The organism is Desulforapulum autotrophicum HRM2, from assembly GCF_000020365.1.
Classification (GTDB): Bacteria; Desulfobacterota; Desulfobacteria; order Desulfobacterales; family Desulfobacteraceae; genus Desulforapulum; species Desulforapulum autotrophicum.
Map to the genome: position 1 here is coordinate 4589792 of NC_012108.1, position 16365 is coordinate 4606156.

Here is a 16365-nt window from a genome sequence, read left to right on the forward strand (position 1 = left end):
TTACCCCTTTATCCCTCTTTTTTCAAGACTGATTGAATAACCCCTCGGATGTGGTATACTGTGTACTGAAACTATTTACAGGAGGAAAGATCAAACCGCGAACGCAAACAACAACGCTCTGTCATCTAACCCCGGGAAAGGGCCAAGTCCTGGATGTTGCCAAATTTTCCATAACAGCGGCGATCTTCATCTTTTTGGTCTACACCGGAGCAGGTAAAATGAACTACCACTGGCAGTGGTATCGCATCCCCCAATACCTTGGCGCCATGGGAGATACTGGATTTATTCCAGGACCGCTCATCCAGGGACTTGGGGTGACCATCAAAATTTCAGTTGCAGCCCTTTTACTGTCAAGCCTGTTCGGCCTTGTCGCAGCCCTGGCAAGGCTGTCAAATCTGTTCTCCCTCAGAGTTCTTGCCAGAATTTACCTTGAGTTGATCCGCAACACCCCGCTGCTTGTACAGCTTTTTTTCATCTATTTTGTCGTTTCTCCGACCTTGAACATCAGCCGGTTTGCTGCAGCCGTCCTCACCCTGGCCCTGTTTGAAGGGGCCTATGCATCCGAAATTATCCGGGCCGGCATCATCTCCATTCCCCAAGGCCAGTGGGAGGCAGCCATCTCTTTGGGTCTCAGCCGCCATCACACCTTCCGCCATGTTATCCTTCCCCAGGCCATACGGATCATGCTGCCGCCCCTTACCAGTCAGATGGTCTCCCTTGTCAAGGATTCGGCCCTTGTGAGCACCATCGCCGTTTACGACATCACCATGAGGGGCCAGGAGATAATGGCCGAAACCTACCTGGTGTTTGAAATCTGGCTGACCATTGCCCTTATCTACCTTGGCATCACCTATACCCTTTCCCTGGTGACCCGATTCATGGAAAAAAAGCTCTCCCCAACCCCATAAACTTATGGTATTTAAAAATAGACCTGACAGCCCTTCCGGGAATTATTCCCTTTCATTAACCGCAAAATATAAGGAGCATAACAAATGAGCCTATCAACTAAACCGGCAACCTTTTTTACCACGGCAGTGGTCGCCCTTGTTCTGGCCTGTGCAACGATCATACCTCAGGTTTATGCCGCACCCAACGGTGAAAGCACGGTGGAACAGGTGATGAAAAATGGCGTTTTAAGGGTGGGCATGTCCACTTTTGTTCCCTGGGCCATGAAGGACAAGACCGGCAAGCTCATGGGGTTTGAAATTGATGTGGCCACAAGACTTGCCAAGGATATGGGGGTAAAGGTTCAATTCATCCCCACCAAATGGTCGGGCATCATTCCAGCCCTTCTCACGGGAAAATTTGACATCATCATCGGTGGCATGGGAATCCTTCCCAGCCGGAACCTAAAAGTCAATTTCTCCATCCCCTATGACTATACGGGCATGTCCATGGCAGCCAGCACCACCCTTGCCAAGGACTTTTCAGGATTAGAAGCCTTTAACCAGAAAGATGTGGTACTTTCGGCACGCCTTGGTTCGACAGGGGTCGCCGCCATCAAAAAATACCTGCCAAATGCCAGTATCCGCATGTTCGACGATGAGGCACAGGCATTTCAAGAGGCGATCAACGGTCGGGTCCATGGGGTGGTTTCTTCTGCCCCGACACCTGCGTTCCAGGCCATCAAGCACCCTACTAAACTCTTTTTGCCCCTCAAGGAAAATTTTACCCGGGAGCCCATTGGATTTGCCGTTAAAAAGGGTGATTTTGACACCATCAACTTCTTGAACAACTGGATCACCTATGTGACGTCCGAAGGGTGGTTCAAGGAAAGAAAATCCTTCTGGTTTGAAACAAGGGACTGGGAAGACCGACTCAATTGATCCAGCAACCGCCCAGGCTAAAACTCTTTGACCTCCTGATCTTTGCCCTGGTTGCTGCAGGCCTTGCCTGGCTCATGGGGGCCATCACCGCTCAATCCCACTACAACTGGCAGTGGGAGGTGATCCCCCAGTATCTGCTGCGCCTTGACGATGCAACCCAGAAATGGGTGCCGGGCATGATCCTTACCGGCCTGTTCATCACCCTTAGAATCTCCTTCTGGGCAACCCTTTCAGCCCTTGTGATCGGGACAATCATGGGGGCCATGAAAAGCGGCAGGAGCCATTACCTGAAAATGGTGGCAACGGCCTACGTGGAGACCATACGCAACATCCCTGTGATCGTATGGATCTTCATTTTTTACTACTTTCTGGGCGATATCATCGTACCCCTGACAGGGCTTGACAGGGCCGTCAATATGAATGAGGGGCTGTTAAGGCAATTTTTAACGACCTTTGTGTCGGATCCGTCTCTTTTGCCGGTCTTTTTTTCGGCAACCGCATCCCTTGCCCTGTACGAGGGGGCCTATTTCACTGAAATCATCCGGGCAGGCATTGAATCCATTGAAAAAGGGCAGTGGGAAGCCTCTTCATCCCTTGGCTTCACCCGGTTCCAGCAGCTCCGCCATGTAATCCTTCCCCAGGCCCTGCGGCGTATGCTTCCCCCCATGGCCGGTCAGATCATCTCCACCATCAAAGATTCGTCCATTGTGTCGGTGATCTCCATCCAGGAGCTGACCTTCCAGGGCATGGAACTGATGTCCGCCACCTTTCTCACCTTTGAGGTGTGGTTGACCATTCTTGCACTCTACTTCATTGTCTGTTTCTGCTGTTCCATGGGGGTGGCGGCTGTTGAACGTCGATTGACTCAGAACATGTGACATCCACTAATTCTCCACACGATTTCCTCAATTTTTTTCCATAATGTTTTGTCATTATACCCCTGAAAGAATGATTGTAGCCTCAAAAAAATCCCGAAAATCAGGACACAAGAATGAAACAGATGGGAAATGCTACGAAGATTAAAAAAGCTGAGTTAAACAAGGCCTCACAGGATGAAAAGACCCGGGGGCGCTTGATTGCAACGGACAAAATTATTCAATACCAATTAAGGAGAATGAAAGATGACAATTAATGTGCGAAAATCAACGATCCTAATACTTGCAGGAATCTTAACTATCTTCACGCTGGGTCCAGCCTTTGCCCAGGGTGGGCCCAAAGGACATAAGGGGCCGCCACCGGAAGCGTATACCGCCTGCGAAGGAAAATCCGAGGGGGATACTGCAGCGTTTGAAAACCCCCAGGGTGATACGGTAACCGGAACCTGTGTTCAGGAAAGGGATGGGGACCAGCTGGTTCTTCGTCCAGACAACCCGCCTGACCGCGAAAATCAGGACAGGCAGAACGAGTAGACGCACAAAAGAAGTTGAGGCTCATGATCAGATAAAAGTTTTCCAAAATATGGCTCAAAAGACAAGACATATGGAAGGATTTAATCTGATCATGAGACTATAATACAGGGGAAAAACATGCTGGCAAACATATGTAAAACAATTACTGCTTTTTTGGTCGTTTTAGGCATCACGATGCCTTGTCCATCAACTTTTGCAGGCCCTCCAACAGCTCCATTCCACGGATTTTTCCACGGCCCTGACCCCTTGTTTGAGCTCATTGTTGTCGGAACCAGACATCTCTTTTTCAGGGACGGCGGATTTTATCATAGAGGGCCTGCTGGATATGTCCCGGTTGAAGCGCCAGAGGGGGCAGTCATAGCGTCACTTCCCCCCGGATACGGCATCAGGATTGTTGATGATGCAAAATACTACTATTTCAACGGGATCTATTATGTCCGGGTGCCTGACGGATATTTAGTCGTTGCCCCACCTGTTTTAACAGCTGCTGAACGAGAGGAAACAGCTGAAATCGTAAAAGTAAAAGAAGAGGTATCCGTGGCAGTGGAGATACTCAATGTGAGATCTGGACCCGGTATGACCTACGGGGTGTCGTCCCTGGCATATCAGGGACAAATCCTCAGAGTCTACCAAGAGTCCACAGGCTGGCTCTATGTTGAGCTTCCCTCCGGCAAACTGGGATGGGTTGACAAAAAATTTATCACTGCTTTAAACCGGATACCGGCGGGTTAGAGAAACAAGCTATAATTTAATCTTAAAATCTTGCATTGTCTCTTATCAAATTATAATCTATCCCCATGGCATTCATTTTGGTATCAGACAAGCAGGATTTTAATGAACACAATACTCATACCGGATAATTCAACCGCAATCAGCTGCCCCATCTGTATCTCTTCCGTGGAAGCGGGCTTCCCATCACCTGCTGAGGATTACATGGAAGGCAGCCTGGATCTGAACCGCCACCTGATTAAACACCCGGCAGCTACTTTTTTTGTCCGGGTCAGTGGAGACTCCATGATCAATGCCGGGATCCACCCGGGTGATATCCTCATTGTTGACCGCTCCCTGGAAGCCACGGACAAGAAAATTGTCATCGCTGTCATCGACGGCGAGTTAACGGTAAAACGCCTGAGATACAGAAACGCCCTTATCTCGCTTGAACCTGACAATGAGGACTACCAGCCCATCAGCATCACCCAGGAAAAATCCCTGGAAATCTGGGGTGTTGTCACCAATGTGATTCACAAGGTGTGAAATATGCCGGTTTTTGCCCTGGTCGACTGCAATAATTTTTATGTCTCGTGTGAACGGGTCTTTAATCCCCAGCTTGTGGGCAAACCTGTGATTGTGCTTTCCAACAATGACGGCTGTGCCGTGGCACGTTCCAATGAGGCCAAAGCCCTGGGCATTGCCATGGGTGCCCCCTTTTTCCAGATCAAAGCCATTGTTGAAGGCAATGGCGTGCGTGTCTTTTCATCCAATTATCCGCTTTACGGGGATATGTCCAACCGGGTGATGCAGACCCTGGCCCCGTTTACCCCGGCCATGGAAATTTATTCCATTGATGAAGCCTTTCTGGATCTTACAAATTTTGCATTCACAGACCTGGTGAATTATGCCCGGAAAATGCGCAATACCGTGCAAAGAAATACCGGCATTCCTGTATCCATTGGCATTGCACCCACCAAAACCCTTGCAAAAATTGCCAACCGAATTGCCAAAAAATCATCCAAAGCCGATGGTGTGCTGGATTTAACCCCGACAAGCTACAGGGATCTTGCCCTGGAAATGACCCCCATTGGTGATGTCTGGGGCATTGGCAGAAGATTGACTCCCTTTTTTAAATACCGGGGCATTCGCACTGCCCTGGATTTCAAGTCAGCCGCCCCATCCCTGATTCGAGGCAAAATGGGCATCAACGGTATCCGCATGCAGCGGGAGCTTGCAGGAGAATCCTGTTACCCCCTGGAGGACTGTCCTGCAAGACGAAAATCTGTCGCTGTTTCCCGATCGTTTAAAACACCGGCAACCACCTTTGATGAACTGTCCCAGGCCGTATCACTCTACATTTCCCGGGGTGCGGAAAAACTAAGGCACCAGGGCAGCTTTACCGAAACACTCACCGTGTATGTGATGACAAACCGGTTCTCCCCCCAGTCCTATTACTACAATTCCAAAACAGCGGTTCTGCCCACAGCATCCAACAGCACACCAGAGCTTATCAAGCAGGGAAAGGGGCTGTTAAAACAAATATTCCAATCCGGCAAATATTACACAAAGGCGGGTATTGTCTTTTCCAGCCTGACCCGGGACGGCCAGGTGCAACTGGATCTGTTTGATACAACGGACCGATCCAGGTCAGACAACCTGATGCAGGCCATGGACAAAATCAATGCCCGCATGGGCAGTCACGCTGTCCGGTATGCCGCAATGGGGCTTTCCGGCCATCCGTCCTGGAAAGGGGCCTGCAGTCACAGATCTCCAGCCTACACAACCGAATGGAATCAGCTTTTGAACATTGACTAGGTTCATCCCCGACCCACGCCACCCATGTTCGCATAAAAGAAAAAATTCCATCGAAAAAGTTGCAAACGGTAACTGGTGGCTGGATATGCAAAACGCCGGGCATGGGGCTGTAGCCGCCCGAAAAGACCCGGCAAAGCAGCAGATCCGGTCAAATAACGCTCCCGCAGGGCTTCTGCTTTTTAGTTCTGAACTTAAGTACTCAACTTTTTCGACCCACTGCATGGTCCCTGTACCTGGAATGGTTCACAAATCAAGAATGGAAACAATTGTATTGACACGCCGCTTGTGCAACGGATATTTATGGAGGGCACGATTATATGCCATCGCTTTTGTGAAATTGAAACCCCGATTCATTTTTAAAGGTAATTTTAAGCGATAAGACCGTTAAAAGGAGAAACAAACCATGAACATGGATGTTGGCAATTTAGAAGCACCTGTATTCAGACCGCCTTCGGAGTGGGATTCATTATTAATAAAAGTTACAAACGGATGCACTCACAGGTGTACGTTTTGCTCCATGTATCTGACAAAAAAATTTTCAATGCGCAAGGATATCGAAGATATCAAAAACGATATTCGTAAGGCCCGGGAAATGTTTGGAAGCCGGGTTGAAAAGATATTTTTTGAAGACGGTAATGCCTTTGTTGTGAAATCCCATGTCCTTATTGAATTAACACGATACTGTTATCAGCAGCATCCGAATTTAAGAAAGGTAAGTTCCTATGCCCATGTCCAGGATATTCTCAAAAAGTCTGATGATGATTTAAAACGGCTTGCCGACGCCGGGTTTACAATGGTTTATGTGGGTATTGAAAGTGGAGATAACCAGGTACTCAAAGACTGCAACAAAGGGGCGACCCAGGACGATTACGCCTTGGCTGCTCAAAAATGCCACCAGGCAGGAATTGACTGGTCCGGGATTTTTCTGCTGGGCCTTGCCGGGAATGACCCGGAAAAAAGTCAAAGGCACGCTGTTGAATCGGCAAAATTAATAAATCGTATGGCTCCTCCCATGCCGAGAAAGTGGTATATTTCCCCCCTCACACTGGAGATGACTCCAGGATCAGAGATACTTGCTCAAAATTTAAAGAACAAATTCCAGCCATGTACCTCCACCCAGATTTTAGAGGAATTGTATACCCTGATAAAAAATACAGACGATGACCTGACCGGTTGCATATTCAACACAAATCATGCTTCCAATTATCTGAGTTTGAAAGGTGAACTGGGAAAAGATAAACGAGACTTTTTGCATAGAGTTGAAGCCGGGATTAAAGACCCATCGGTCAGGCGCCCTGAATACATGCGAGGGTTGTAATACAAAATCAGCAGTCAAAACTCAAAACAGGCAAACCCTCCGGGAGCACCCTTTGACCGGATCTGCTGCGTTCCCGGACATTTGCAGTAGACAACTACAGCTGCATGTCCGGCACCTCGCATATCCGGCTAAAGGGCGCTTGCAACTTTCAGATTTCATTCTTTTTTTTTATTTTGAATATCTGTCACAGTCTCTTTCAAGATTTCCAACACATTGCTGCCAGTTTTTTTAGCTATACTATGGGCATCATCAACAATTTTCCTGGCGTGATCGGATATAGCCGTCTCATGGGGTAAAGCCATACCAGATTTTTCATATTTCCAGACAAGAAGTTTCTTCGCGAAAGCAATTTCTTGTTTCCGCACAAATCCATCCCTTCCAAAAATAGCCATGGAGTAATTCCTTTTGATGACATAAATCGTGATTTATCCAGATTCGTATAACCGGCATGGCCGGAGCATGGTATCTGCCCTGGCCACAACGAAATTTGAAACGCCTCCATCGGTGATGCTTTGGTGGGTGTGAGAGAAGAACCTATAACTCGTCGCCCCTGGCAAGGAAGTGAAGATTAAAGCTGTCGTGGTCCATGGAGAGCACCTCAATCCTGTCAAAGCCTGCTTGCCTGAGCATGGATAGGGCCTTTTCACGTCCCCACATCATGCCAAGAGCCGCACCGTTCTGGTTGAGCCCCACGGGCATGCAGTGCATCAGGCTCACCGTGTAGAGAAACGGGGCCATGGGATGATCCATGTTCTCCACAGGGTCTGTGGCAGCATCAATGTCCACCATGGAAAAAATACCCCCTGGAGCAAGTATGGCACGAACGTTTTGAAGCGCTTCCAGGGGCCGGGTCTGGTCATGGATGGCATCAAAGGCCGTGACATAGTCAAATTTTCTCCTGAATCTTTCCCCGATAACGGGGTTTGCGGCATCTTCTGCTACATAGTCAACATTGCCAAGTCCAAGACCTGCGGCATCTGCCCTTGCCTTTTCCAGGGCAGCCCCAAAATTATCCACCCCCGTGAATCGACTGTTGGGAAAGGCCTTTGCCATTAGATTCAGGGCCACCCCTTCACCACACCCAAGATCAAGCACCTCAATCCCTCTTTCAAGCCTCGGTACAAGAAGGCCGTTGTCCACTGTGGGTAAAAATTTAGAGATCAGCACCTGCTGGTGCTTGGCATTGGACAGTTCTGCCATGAAGGCCTGGAAATCGGGATACTGACTAAAGGGAACCCCTTTGCCCGTGGTAAAACCCTGGGCCACAGCATCCATGGCGCAGGAGGTCAAAAGGGGAATCTCCTGGGCGTAGACCCCGAGATTGGCGTTGCCGGCACTTCGGGTCAAGAATGCACCATGCTCGGGCGGCAAAAGGTAAAGGGTCTCACCCGTGGGCGCTTTTGAAATTTCAACAATCCTTCCAGTGGCCATGACGGCCAGCCACTCGGTCACGTACCGGGGGGTTACCCCGGCCCTGTCTGCAATAACTTTGGCCGTGACCGGATGCTCAAATTCAGCCATGGCATCAAAGATAGAGAGCCGATAACCAACGGCAAGGGCAAGGTTCAAGGCACCTGCATTGAGAATATCGATCATCCGTTGTTCAAACTGATTCTTCTTTTCCATTGATTCCAAAATGTTATTTCCGAGATTTCATATTGTTCTGGTCTTAATCTATAACTTGCAGCGCATCTCTCAGCCATGGTGCAAAGGTTTAAGGTGTGATGGCGTCAAGGGCCTGGATGATCATGCCAAGTTCCGGTCGAACGTTAATATCTGAAACGTGAAGGAATCGAATAATTCCCCGTTTGTCGACAATGATGATGGCGCGTTCGGCCATGCCGTCGCTGCGCAACACCCCAAAGCTTTGGGCAACCTGGCCGTGGGGCCAAAAATCAGACAGCACCGGGAACCACAGATCCTTCATGGCACGGGTCCATGAGTAAAGGGTGGCACGGCTGTCCACGCTGATGCCGAAAAGAACGGCATCGTGGGCGTCAAACAGGGGACGTGCAATGTTGTATCCCGGCCACTGGTCTGAACATACAGGGGTCCAGGCCGCAGGAATAAACGAAATTACAAGATTTTTTTTACCCCGGAATTGACTGGGCCCAACTTGACCACCGGAAATGGCCGGCAGCATAAAATCCGGCACTGGATCACCCACCTTGACCTTGAGCACGCTGTCCCTGGGCGTTAAGTGGCCGGGATCAAATACAGAAGATTCAAAGGCAGACGACAGGCAATGTCCTGAAGCAGGTGCCAGCAGCAGCAACAGTACAATAAAAAAACGCATGATTATTTTCCTCCCCGGGCAAGTTCAAGAATGGTCGACAGAAACGCTTCAGGACTTTCAATTCCACCGGGCCGTGACAGCACCACCTTCCATGACCGGTCCGGCTCCCTTGAAAGGGCTATAAAGTAAGGCGTTCTCACCTCCCCCAGGGCCTTGTGAACAACAAAGTCACCATCGGCAAACAGCGGGAAAGCTACCTTATAGGTTTTTCGAAAATAGTCCACCTCAAACGAAGAGTTGCCGGCTCCTATGCCCATGAGTTTGATGCTGGGTTTGGACGTTTTTCGAGTCAGCAGAAGATCATGGAATTGATTGATCATGGGCGCTTCCCGCTGGCAGTGGGGACAGTACATGCTGAAGATCTCAACAATAACCACATCAGCATCAATGTCATCCATGGTAAAGGCAGGCTTGGCAGAGAGTCCCAGATACGCCTGGGTTTCCCGGGATTCAGGTGTTTCAAGGCTGACCCCGAGAAGTTTTTCACCGGTCTGCACGGGGTCCATGGCCATGGCGGGGAGAACCATAACAAGCAAAACAACGGGGATGATCCACTTCACGACAACACCTCCTTTAACGGTCCAGGCCTTTCCCTTGAATCAAGGGGAAGGCCTGGCACCGGTTTGATTCAATTAAACCCTGAACAGACCTGCAAAGGGTTTGATCATGCGCTTCAAGGCTACCTTTCGACTGATACCTGCCCTTTGATTCGATGCAACGGCGTTGATCGAGTAGAGGGAAGGCTCATGTACGGTTAAATATATCACACTCACCTGGTCCATATCAAGCAGAGCAGCGTCGGGATAACGCTTTTTCACCTTTTCAAGCCTTGCCTCTGCCAATTCAATCATCTCCTCCCGGTCGCCAAAGTTCATGGCTCCGGTGGGACAGGTGGCCACACAGGCCGGTAAAAGCCCGTTATGGACCCTGTCGTTGCACATGTCGCACTTGGCAAGAACCCCGTCGGCTCCGACCCTTGGAATATTATAGGGACAGGAATCAATGATGGCCTGGGCATCAAGGTCACGGGTTTGCTCGGTATAAATAATGGCTCCGGTATCCGGATCCCTGTATATGGCGTCACTGTTGTCTGCTATCTCAAGGCAGGGCGCATCAATGCAGTGGCGGCATTGCTCGGGAAAGAACAGCCATTCAAGCTTATTGTCAATGACCTCTTCTCGCATCCTCACCACCTTGTAAGTGATGAACGATAGATCCTTTGGGTTTTCAAACCCGCCCCTGTTGGTCGTTTTCTCTGCCGGAAGGTCGTGCCATTGCTTGCAGGCGACCTGGCAGGCCCTGCAGGCTGTGCACAGGGTTGTATCAACAAAAAATGATTTGGACATATGGATCACCTCCTTACAATTTGGTTACATTAACCATGAACGCCTTGGTTTCAGGAATCCGGGTGTTGGGATCTCCGGCAGGTGGTGTGAGCAGATTGGCACTCTCCTCGGTTCCCGTGGCAGGCCAGCGCCAGCCATAGTGCCAGGGAACGCCCACCTGGTGAACAACAGCATCACCAACCCAGAAAGGTTTAAAACGCTTGGTCACAACTGCCGTACACTCAAGGGAGGCCCTTGCCGTGGAAACCTTTACCCGCTCACCATTGGTAATGTCCCTCAACTTGGCAAGTTCTTCGCTCATCTCAACAAACACCTGGGGCTGAAGCTCCATGAGCCAGGCCTGGGGCCTTGTCATCAGGCCGGTCTGCCAGTGCTCGGACACCCTGTAGGTGGTGCCGACAAAGGGGAACCTTGGATCACAGGTGGCATGCTGGTCATCCTTGGTTGAGTAGACTACGGCCGTGGGGTTGGTGAGCTGGGGATTGAGGTAATTTTCGCTAACCGGGCATTCCAGGGGCTCATAGTGCTCTGGAAAAGGTCCGTCGGCCCGGCCCGGGCCAAAGATCTGACCCATCCCGTCCTTTAACATGATAAACGGATTTTTTGAATCCTCTCTTCTGGTGCCGTCGGGATTTTCAAGGGGGTACCAGCCGCCGTCGGGAACATCCCCGACCCATTTGCTGGTGGTCCATTTACCACCCTTTTCTTCACCGGCAAACGAAATAACCGGCAGATCCTTGTTCCAGGGACGGCCCTTGGTATCCACAGATGCCCGGTTGTAGAGGATACGACGGTTGACGGGCCAGCACCAGGCAAATTCAGGATAAAGCCCGATGTTGTTGGGGGCGTCCTTCTGGCCCCTGCGTGCCGACATATTGCCCTTTTCTGTATAGGAATTGCAATAGAGCCAGTTGGCCGACGAGGTGGAGCCGTCCGACTGGAGAAAGGCAAAACTTGGTACCAGGGTTCCCTTTTTGTAGGTTGTACCCTTGATGGTGACATCCTTGAGAAAATAGCCGTTGATCTCCTTTGCCACCTTGTGGGCGTCATACTCTCCGTGGCTCTCATAATTCCATTTAAGGTTAACAATGGGCTCTGGGAACACACCGCCTGTGCGGTACAATTTTTTAATGCGACGACCAAGATCCAGGATGATATCACCGTCCGGCCGGCTGTTTCCAAGGGGCATTGGACCTCTGTAGCGCCACTGCATCCATCTGCCCGAATTGGTAATGCTCCCCTCTTTTTCAACCGATGCCGATGCCGGAAGCATGAACACTTCGGTCTTGATCTTTGAAGGGTCGGTTCCCGGGCCATTCCAGAACGAACCGGTCTCGTTGTCAAACAGGTTGACGTTGACCATCCAGTCCAATTTTTCCATGGCCTTTCTGATCTTTCCAGCGTTGGCACCTGAGCAGGCAGGATTCTGTCCCCAGGCAAAGAACCCCTTGATCTTATCCTTGTACATGGCGTCAAAAATATCAAACCAGGAGTAGGAAGCGCCGCTATCCACCTTGGGCAACCACGGAAAACCGAATTGATTGGATTCAGTGGCATTGGCCCCGAAAAAGGATTTTAAAAGACTGGTGCTGTACTTGGGATAGTTCTGCCACCAGTTGGCCGAAAGCGGGTCGTTGCTGTGGGGAGTCCAGTGTTTGTTGTAGGCATCAAAGGTGGTGTCCGATGCAACCGGAGTCTTTAAGTAGCCCGGCCAGATGTGCCAGAGCAGGCATTGGTCCGTGGAGCCCTGGACGTTGGATTCACCCCTGAGGGCGTTAACCCCGCCGCCTGCAACGCCCATATTGCCGAGCAGCAACTGGATCATGGCCATGGTTCGGATCATCTGGGTGCCCACCGTGTGCTGGGTCCATCCCATGGCGTACATGATGGTCCCGGCCTTGCCTCTCTTGCCCGTGGCAGCATAGGTCTCGTACACCGTCATGAGATCTTTTTTCGGAGTACCCGTGATCTTGGAGACCGTATCAAGGTTGTAACGCTGGTAATGTTTTTTCAAGAGCTGGAAGACTGAGCGTTCATGCTTCATGCTCGGGTCCGTCATGGGAACGCCCTTTTCGTCCATCTCAAAGGCCCAGGTGCCCTTGTCGTAACCGCCCCTGGAGGGTCCTGACTCGCCCTTTGTGTATCCTGAGAAAAGGCCATCCTTGAATCCGAACTTTTTGCCGACAATAAACGGGGCATTGGTATAGGCCGCCGTGTACTCATTGTTGTAGAGATCATTGTCAAGGATGTACTTGATCATGCCGCCCAGAAAGGCAATGTCCGTGCCCGACCGCAGGGGGGCATAGATATCTGCCTTGGACGATGTCCGTGTAAACCGGGGATCCACGTTTATGAGCTTGGCCCCTTTCTCCATTGCCTGGTTCACGTACTTGAACGAGATGGGATGGTTTTCAGCTGCGTTGCTGCCCATGATCAGCACACAGTCTGCGTTTCTGATGTCGATCCAGTGATTTGTCATTGCGCCACGTCCAAACGACTCTGCCAGAGCCGCTACGGTTGCGCTATGTCAGATCCGGGCCTGGTGTTCCACATACACAAGTCCCAGGGATCGCATCAAAGCCTGATAAATCCAGCACTCCTCATTGTCCATGGCAGCACTGCCCACCGAGGCCATGGCCATGGTACGGTTTACCTGCTGGCCCTTGGCGTTGGTCTGGTCAAACCCGCCGTCCCTTGTCTCCTTGACCCGGGCCGCGATCCTGTCCAGGGCCCAGTCCCAGGAAACCGTTTTCCACTCCTTGGAATAAGGGGCACGGTACATGGGTTCGGTGAGGCGGTTTTCGTTTTCAATCAGTTGTTTTAACGAGGCACCCTTTGAACAGAGGGCTCCCCTGTTGATCACATGGTCGGGGTCTCCTTCAATGTTAATGACCCGGCCGTCTCCGCGTTGACTGGTGTGTACAATGGCCCCGCAACCCACGGCGCAGTAGCAGCACACCGTTGTGGTCTCCTTGGCATAAATGGTCTTGAGCGTCTGGGCATGGACTTTGACAGGTGTTAAGTCAAATCCCAGACCGCTTGCGGCAATCCCTGCGGCCGTTACGCCAGAGACCTTCAAGAACTCTCTTCTGCTGAAACTCATAGGACTCCCCCTCCTTTATGTTGAAATGGGTTAATACCGATGATATGCCCCCTGGGGGACAAATTTGAACGTGTATCAACAGCTACCACACCCCTGGTTACAAAAAAGTTACAGAAATAATGGGAGGGAAACACAAGGGGAAAAGATCGATTTGATTACACGGTTAAAATAGGTTAGGATACCAAAAACCAATGACAACGATCAGGAGTAAATCAGGATGAATAATAAAAAACTACGGCTGGTCTCGTGGAACGTGAACGGCCTCAGGGCCGCTGTTAAAAAAGATTTCTTGAAATCCATGGAACAGCTTGATGCGGACGTCCTCATGCTCCAGGAGACAAAGCTGTCCGAGGATCAGCGAACCGACGAGATGCTCCTTGTGGACGGGTATGACTCCCATTGGGCCTACTCGAGTGTCAAAAAGGGGTACAGCGGGGTTGCCGCCTATACAAGACCCGTTCCCTTGGCCGTGGCCCCGGGCATCGGGATTGAACGATTTGACAATGAAGGCCGTATCCTTGAGCTTGATTTTGAAGATTTTATCCTCTTTAACGTCTACTTTCCCAACGGTCAGATGAGCGACGAGAGACTCCAGTATAAAATGGATTTTTACGAGGCTTTCTTTGCCCATGCCGACCGATTAAGGAAAAAAGGAAGAAGCCTTGTCATCACGGGAGATTTCAACACAGCCCACAACGAAATCGACCTTAAAAACCCGAAACCCAACAGCAAACGGTCGGGTTTTCTGCCCGTGGAACGTGAAGTTCTGGACAGACTTGTGGAACGCGGGTATGTGGATACCTTTCGTCACTTTAATCCTGACACCGTCAAATATTCGTGGTGGTCCTACCGTTTCAATGCAAGGGCCAACAATGCCGGCTGGCGCATCGATTATTTTTTTGTCACCCAGGACATCATTGACAAGGGATGGGTCACCCGTACCTTTATCGACAACGATATCCTGGGGTCGGACCACTGCCCCGTGGGCATTGAACTGACCCTTTAAATCATACCTGCAAGGAACCCCAGCATGAACAGGACAAACCCTATAAATAGGAGAAACCCAATGAACCCGATAAAGATGGCAGGTTTTGTCGTGACGGCATTCATATTTTCCCTTGGCCTTGTTTCGGCAGCGCCCCATATGAAAACCGACACCGACTTTTATCCCTATGCCCCTTCCCTTTTAAAATGGGACAAAACAACGGCTGAATTCACCGATCCTGCCACCTGTGGCGAGTGCCACCCGGAAAAGTACGAAGAGTGGCAGGGTTCCATGCACGCCATGGCCTTTAAAGACCCCATTTACCAGGGAGAGTTAAACCTTGCCAGGGAAGAAGCCGGACATGACACGGCCCGGTTGTGCGAAGGCTGCCACACCCCTGCCGCCGTGGTTACGGGCGAAGTAAAGGGCACACCGGACTTCAAGGGCTTGAGCCCCCTTGCCATGGCCGGAGTGTCCTGCGATGTGTGCCACTCGGTCAAGGATCACACGGGCTGGCAGACCCCCTATCACCAGCCTGAAAACGGATCCCTGGTCCTCTCACCGGGTCGGGAAGAGGATGGGGAGGCGATGCTCACAAAATACGGCCCCATGGAACCCTATGATGGGTGCGGGGACGATTTTCACACCTGTGTACAATCCAAACTTCACACCACATCGGAACTGTGCGCCTCCTGCCACCAGGTGTTCAACGCCCGGACCCACACACCCCTTGAGGCCACCTACCAGGAGTGGAAGGAGGGTGCCTATTCCACACACGACATCCAATGCCAGGATTGTCACATGGTCGACACTGCGACATTTAAGCGATCGGCAGACCAGTTTGTAAAACCTGCATCAGGCGAACACCGCCACTACTTTAACGGAGCCAACCTGCTGCTGTACAGCATGACTGCCAATGCGGCCCAAAAGGCCGGAAACGAGGCCCTTGCCGCCAATGCCCGGGAAAAGTACACAATGGCCGAGGCCAGGCTTAAGGCCGCAGCCGAGCTTGAGGTGTCAGGGGGATATACCAACGGCAGGCTTACTGAAATCCATGTCCGGGTCAAAAACGTCCGGGCTGGTCACAACCTGCCCACCTCTTTGACCAATATCCGTGAAATGTGGCTGGAGGTGACGGCAAGCGACGGGACCGGAAAGACCATCATATCCACGGGAACCGTGGATGACAGGGGGAAAATCGCAGATGGTGCGAAAATTTTCAACACCATGGGACAGGATGCAAACTTCAAATTTTCCATTCACCCCTGGGAAATAGAGACCTTCTCTAAAAAAGAAACCATTCCCCCAAAGGGATCCCGGGTTGTGGTGTATGGAATAAATCCGGAAGGAACGGGACCCGTGACGATCCATGCCAGGCTTCAATTCCGCCAGGCAAGCCAGGCAATTGCGGAAAAACTTTACAGCCTGTTTCCCGACCCGGCACTTGCTGAAAAAACCTATGGGGTCAAACAATTACCCATGATTCCCGTTGTGGAGATGACCTCCACAACGGTTGTATTAAAGGATCAGATTTAAAAATTACCGATTGGGGACAG

Annotated in this window: 17 protein-coding genes; 11 read left to right on the forward strand and 6 right to left on the reverse strand. The window is 50.8% G+C overall.

Annotated elements, in window-relative coordinates; all coding sequences use genetic code 11:
• Nucleotides 1-32 precede the first annotated feature (32 nt).
• The 9 genes from HRM2_RS20140 to HRM2_RS20180 all read left to right on the forward strand — a co-directional run bounded on the left by HRM2_RS20140 (nt 33) and on the right by HRM2_RS20180 (nt 7079).
• Nucleotides 33-908: an amino acid ABC transporter permease gene (locus HRM2_RS20140; protein ID WP_232364084.1), complete on the forward strand. Its 876-nt coding sequence runs from the start codon at nt 33-35 to the stop codon at nt 906-908.
• Nucleotides 909-992: 84 nt separating this feature from the next.
• Nucleotides 993-1826 carry a transporter substrate-binding domain-containing protein gene (locus HRM2_RS20145; protein WP_015905875.1) on the forward strand — a complete coding sequence of 278 codons (834 nt, stop codon included), beginning with the start codon at nt 993-995 and terminating at the stop codon, nt 1824-1826.
• Nucleotides 1823-2704, forward strand: coding sequence for an amino acid ABC transporter permease (locus tag HRM2_RS20150; protein ID WP_015905876.1), 882 nt, complete (start codon nt 1823-1825; stop codon nt 2702-2704). Before HRM2_RS20145 ends, HRM2_RS20150 begins: the two co-directional genes overlap by 4 nt.
• A 113-nt stretch (nt 2705-2817) precedes the next feature.
• Complete coding sequence (locus HRM2_RS27200; protein WP_187149291.1) at nt 2818-2958, forward strand: hypothetical protein; 141 nt, start codon at nt 2818-2820, stop codon at nt 2956-2958.
• A complete protein-coding gene (locus tag HRM2_RS20155) occupies nt 2948-3235 on the forward strand; it encodes a hypothetical protein (protein ID WP_015905877.1) in 288 nt (95 codons plus the stop codon). Before HRM2_RS27200 ends, HRM2_RS20155 begins: the two co-directional genes overlap by 11 nt.
• Nucleotides 3236-3481: 246 nt before the next feature.
• Complete coding sequence (locus HRM2_RS20160) at nt 3482-3967, forward strand: DUF6515 family protein (protein WP_232364085.1); 486 nt, start codon at nt 3482-3484, stop codon at nt 3965-3967.
• A 102-nt stretch (nt 3968-4069) separates the two neighbouring features.
• On the forward strand, nt 4070-4489 hold the full coding sequence (locus HRM2_RS20165) for a LexA family protein (RefSeq protein ID WP_015905879.1): 420 nt from the start codon (nt 4070-4072) through the stop codon (nt 4487-4489).
• A 3-nt stretch (nt 4490-4492) separates the two neighbouring features.
• Nucleotides 4493-5761, forward strand: coding sequence for a Y-family DNA polymerase (locus HRM2_RS20170; RefSeq protein WP_015905880.1), 1269 nt, complete (start codon nt 4493-4495; stop codon nt 5759-5761).
• A gap of 409 nt (nt 5762-6170) precedes the next feature.
• The gene (locus HRM2_RS20180; protein WP_041274181.1) at nt 6171-7079 is read left to right on the forward strand and encodes a B12-binding domain-containing radical SAM protein; all 909 of its coding nucleotides are present in this window, start codon (nt 6171-6173) and stop codon (nt 7077-7079) included.
• A 155-nt stretch (nt 7080-7234) separates the two neighbouring features.
• Here HRM2_RS20180 and HRM2_RS20185 read toward each other — a convergent pair whose 3' ends face one another.
• The 6 genes from HRM2_RS20185 to fdnG form a co-directional block, all read right to left on the reverse strand.
• Nucleotides 7235-7471, reverse strand: coding sequence for a hypothetical protein (locus HRM2_RS20185; protein ID WP_015905883.1), 237 nt, complete (start codon nt 7469-7471; stop codon nt 7235-7237).
• 142 nt (nt 7472-7613) lie between these two features.
• On the reverse strand, nt 7614-8705 hold the full coding sequence (locus HRM2_RS20190; RefSeq protein WP_015905884.1) for a class I SAM-dependent methyltransferase: 1092 nt from the start codon (nt 8703-8705) through the stop codon (nt 7614-7616).
• A gap of 88 nt (nt 8706-8793) precedes the next feature.
• Nucleotides 8794-9375: a peroxiredoxin gene (locus HRM2_RS20195; RefSeq protein ID WP_015905885.1), complete on the reverse strand. Its 582-nt coding sequence runs from the start codon at nt 9373-9375 to the stop codon at nt 8794-8796.
• 2 nt (nt 9376-9377) lie between these two features.
• Nucleotides 9378-9935 (reverse strand): TlpA disulfide reductase family protein, encoded by a 558-nt coding sequence (locus HRM2_RS20200; protein WP_015905886.1) that lies wholly within the window; start codon nt 9933-9935, stop codon nt 9378-9380.
• A gap of 72 nt (nt 9936-10007) precedes the next feature.
• On the reverse strand, nt 10008-10721 hold the full coding sequence (locus HRM2_RS20205; protein ID WP_015905887.1) for a 4Fe-4S dicluster domain-containing protein: 714 nt from the start codon (nt 10719-10721) through the stop codon (nt 10008-10010).
• 13 nt (nt 10722-10734) lie between these two features.
• Nucleotides 10735-13824, reverse strand: coding sequence for a formate dehydrogenase-N subunit alpha (gene fdnG, locus HRM2_RS20210; protein ID WP_015905888.1), 3090 nt, complete (start codon nt 13822-13824; stop codon nt 10735-10737).
• A gap of 217 nt (nt 13825-14041) precedes the next feature.
• Between fdnG and HRM2_RS20220 the strand changes: the two genes are divergently transcribed.
• Nucleotides 14042-14830 carry an exodeoxyribonuclease III gene (locus HRM2_RS20220; RefSeq protein ID WP_015905889.1) on the forward strand — a complete coding sequence of 263 codons (789 nt, stop codon included), beginning with the start codon at nt 14042-14044 and terminating at the stop codon, nt 14828-14830.
• 60 nt (nt 14831-14890) lie between these two features.
• Nucleotides 14891-16345 (forward strand): cytochrome c family protein, encoded by a 1455-nt coding sequence (locus tag HRM2_RS20225; RefSeq protein WP_148214679.1) that lies wholly within the window; start codon nt 14891-14893, stop codon nt 16343-16345.
• The last annotated feature ends 20 nt before the right edge of the window (nt 16346-16365 follow it).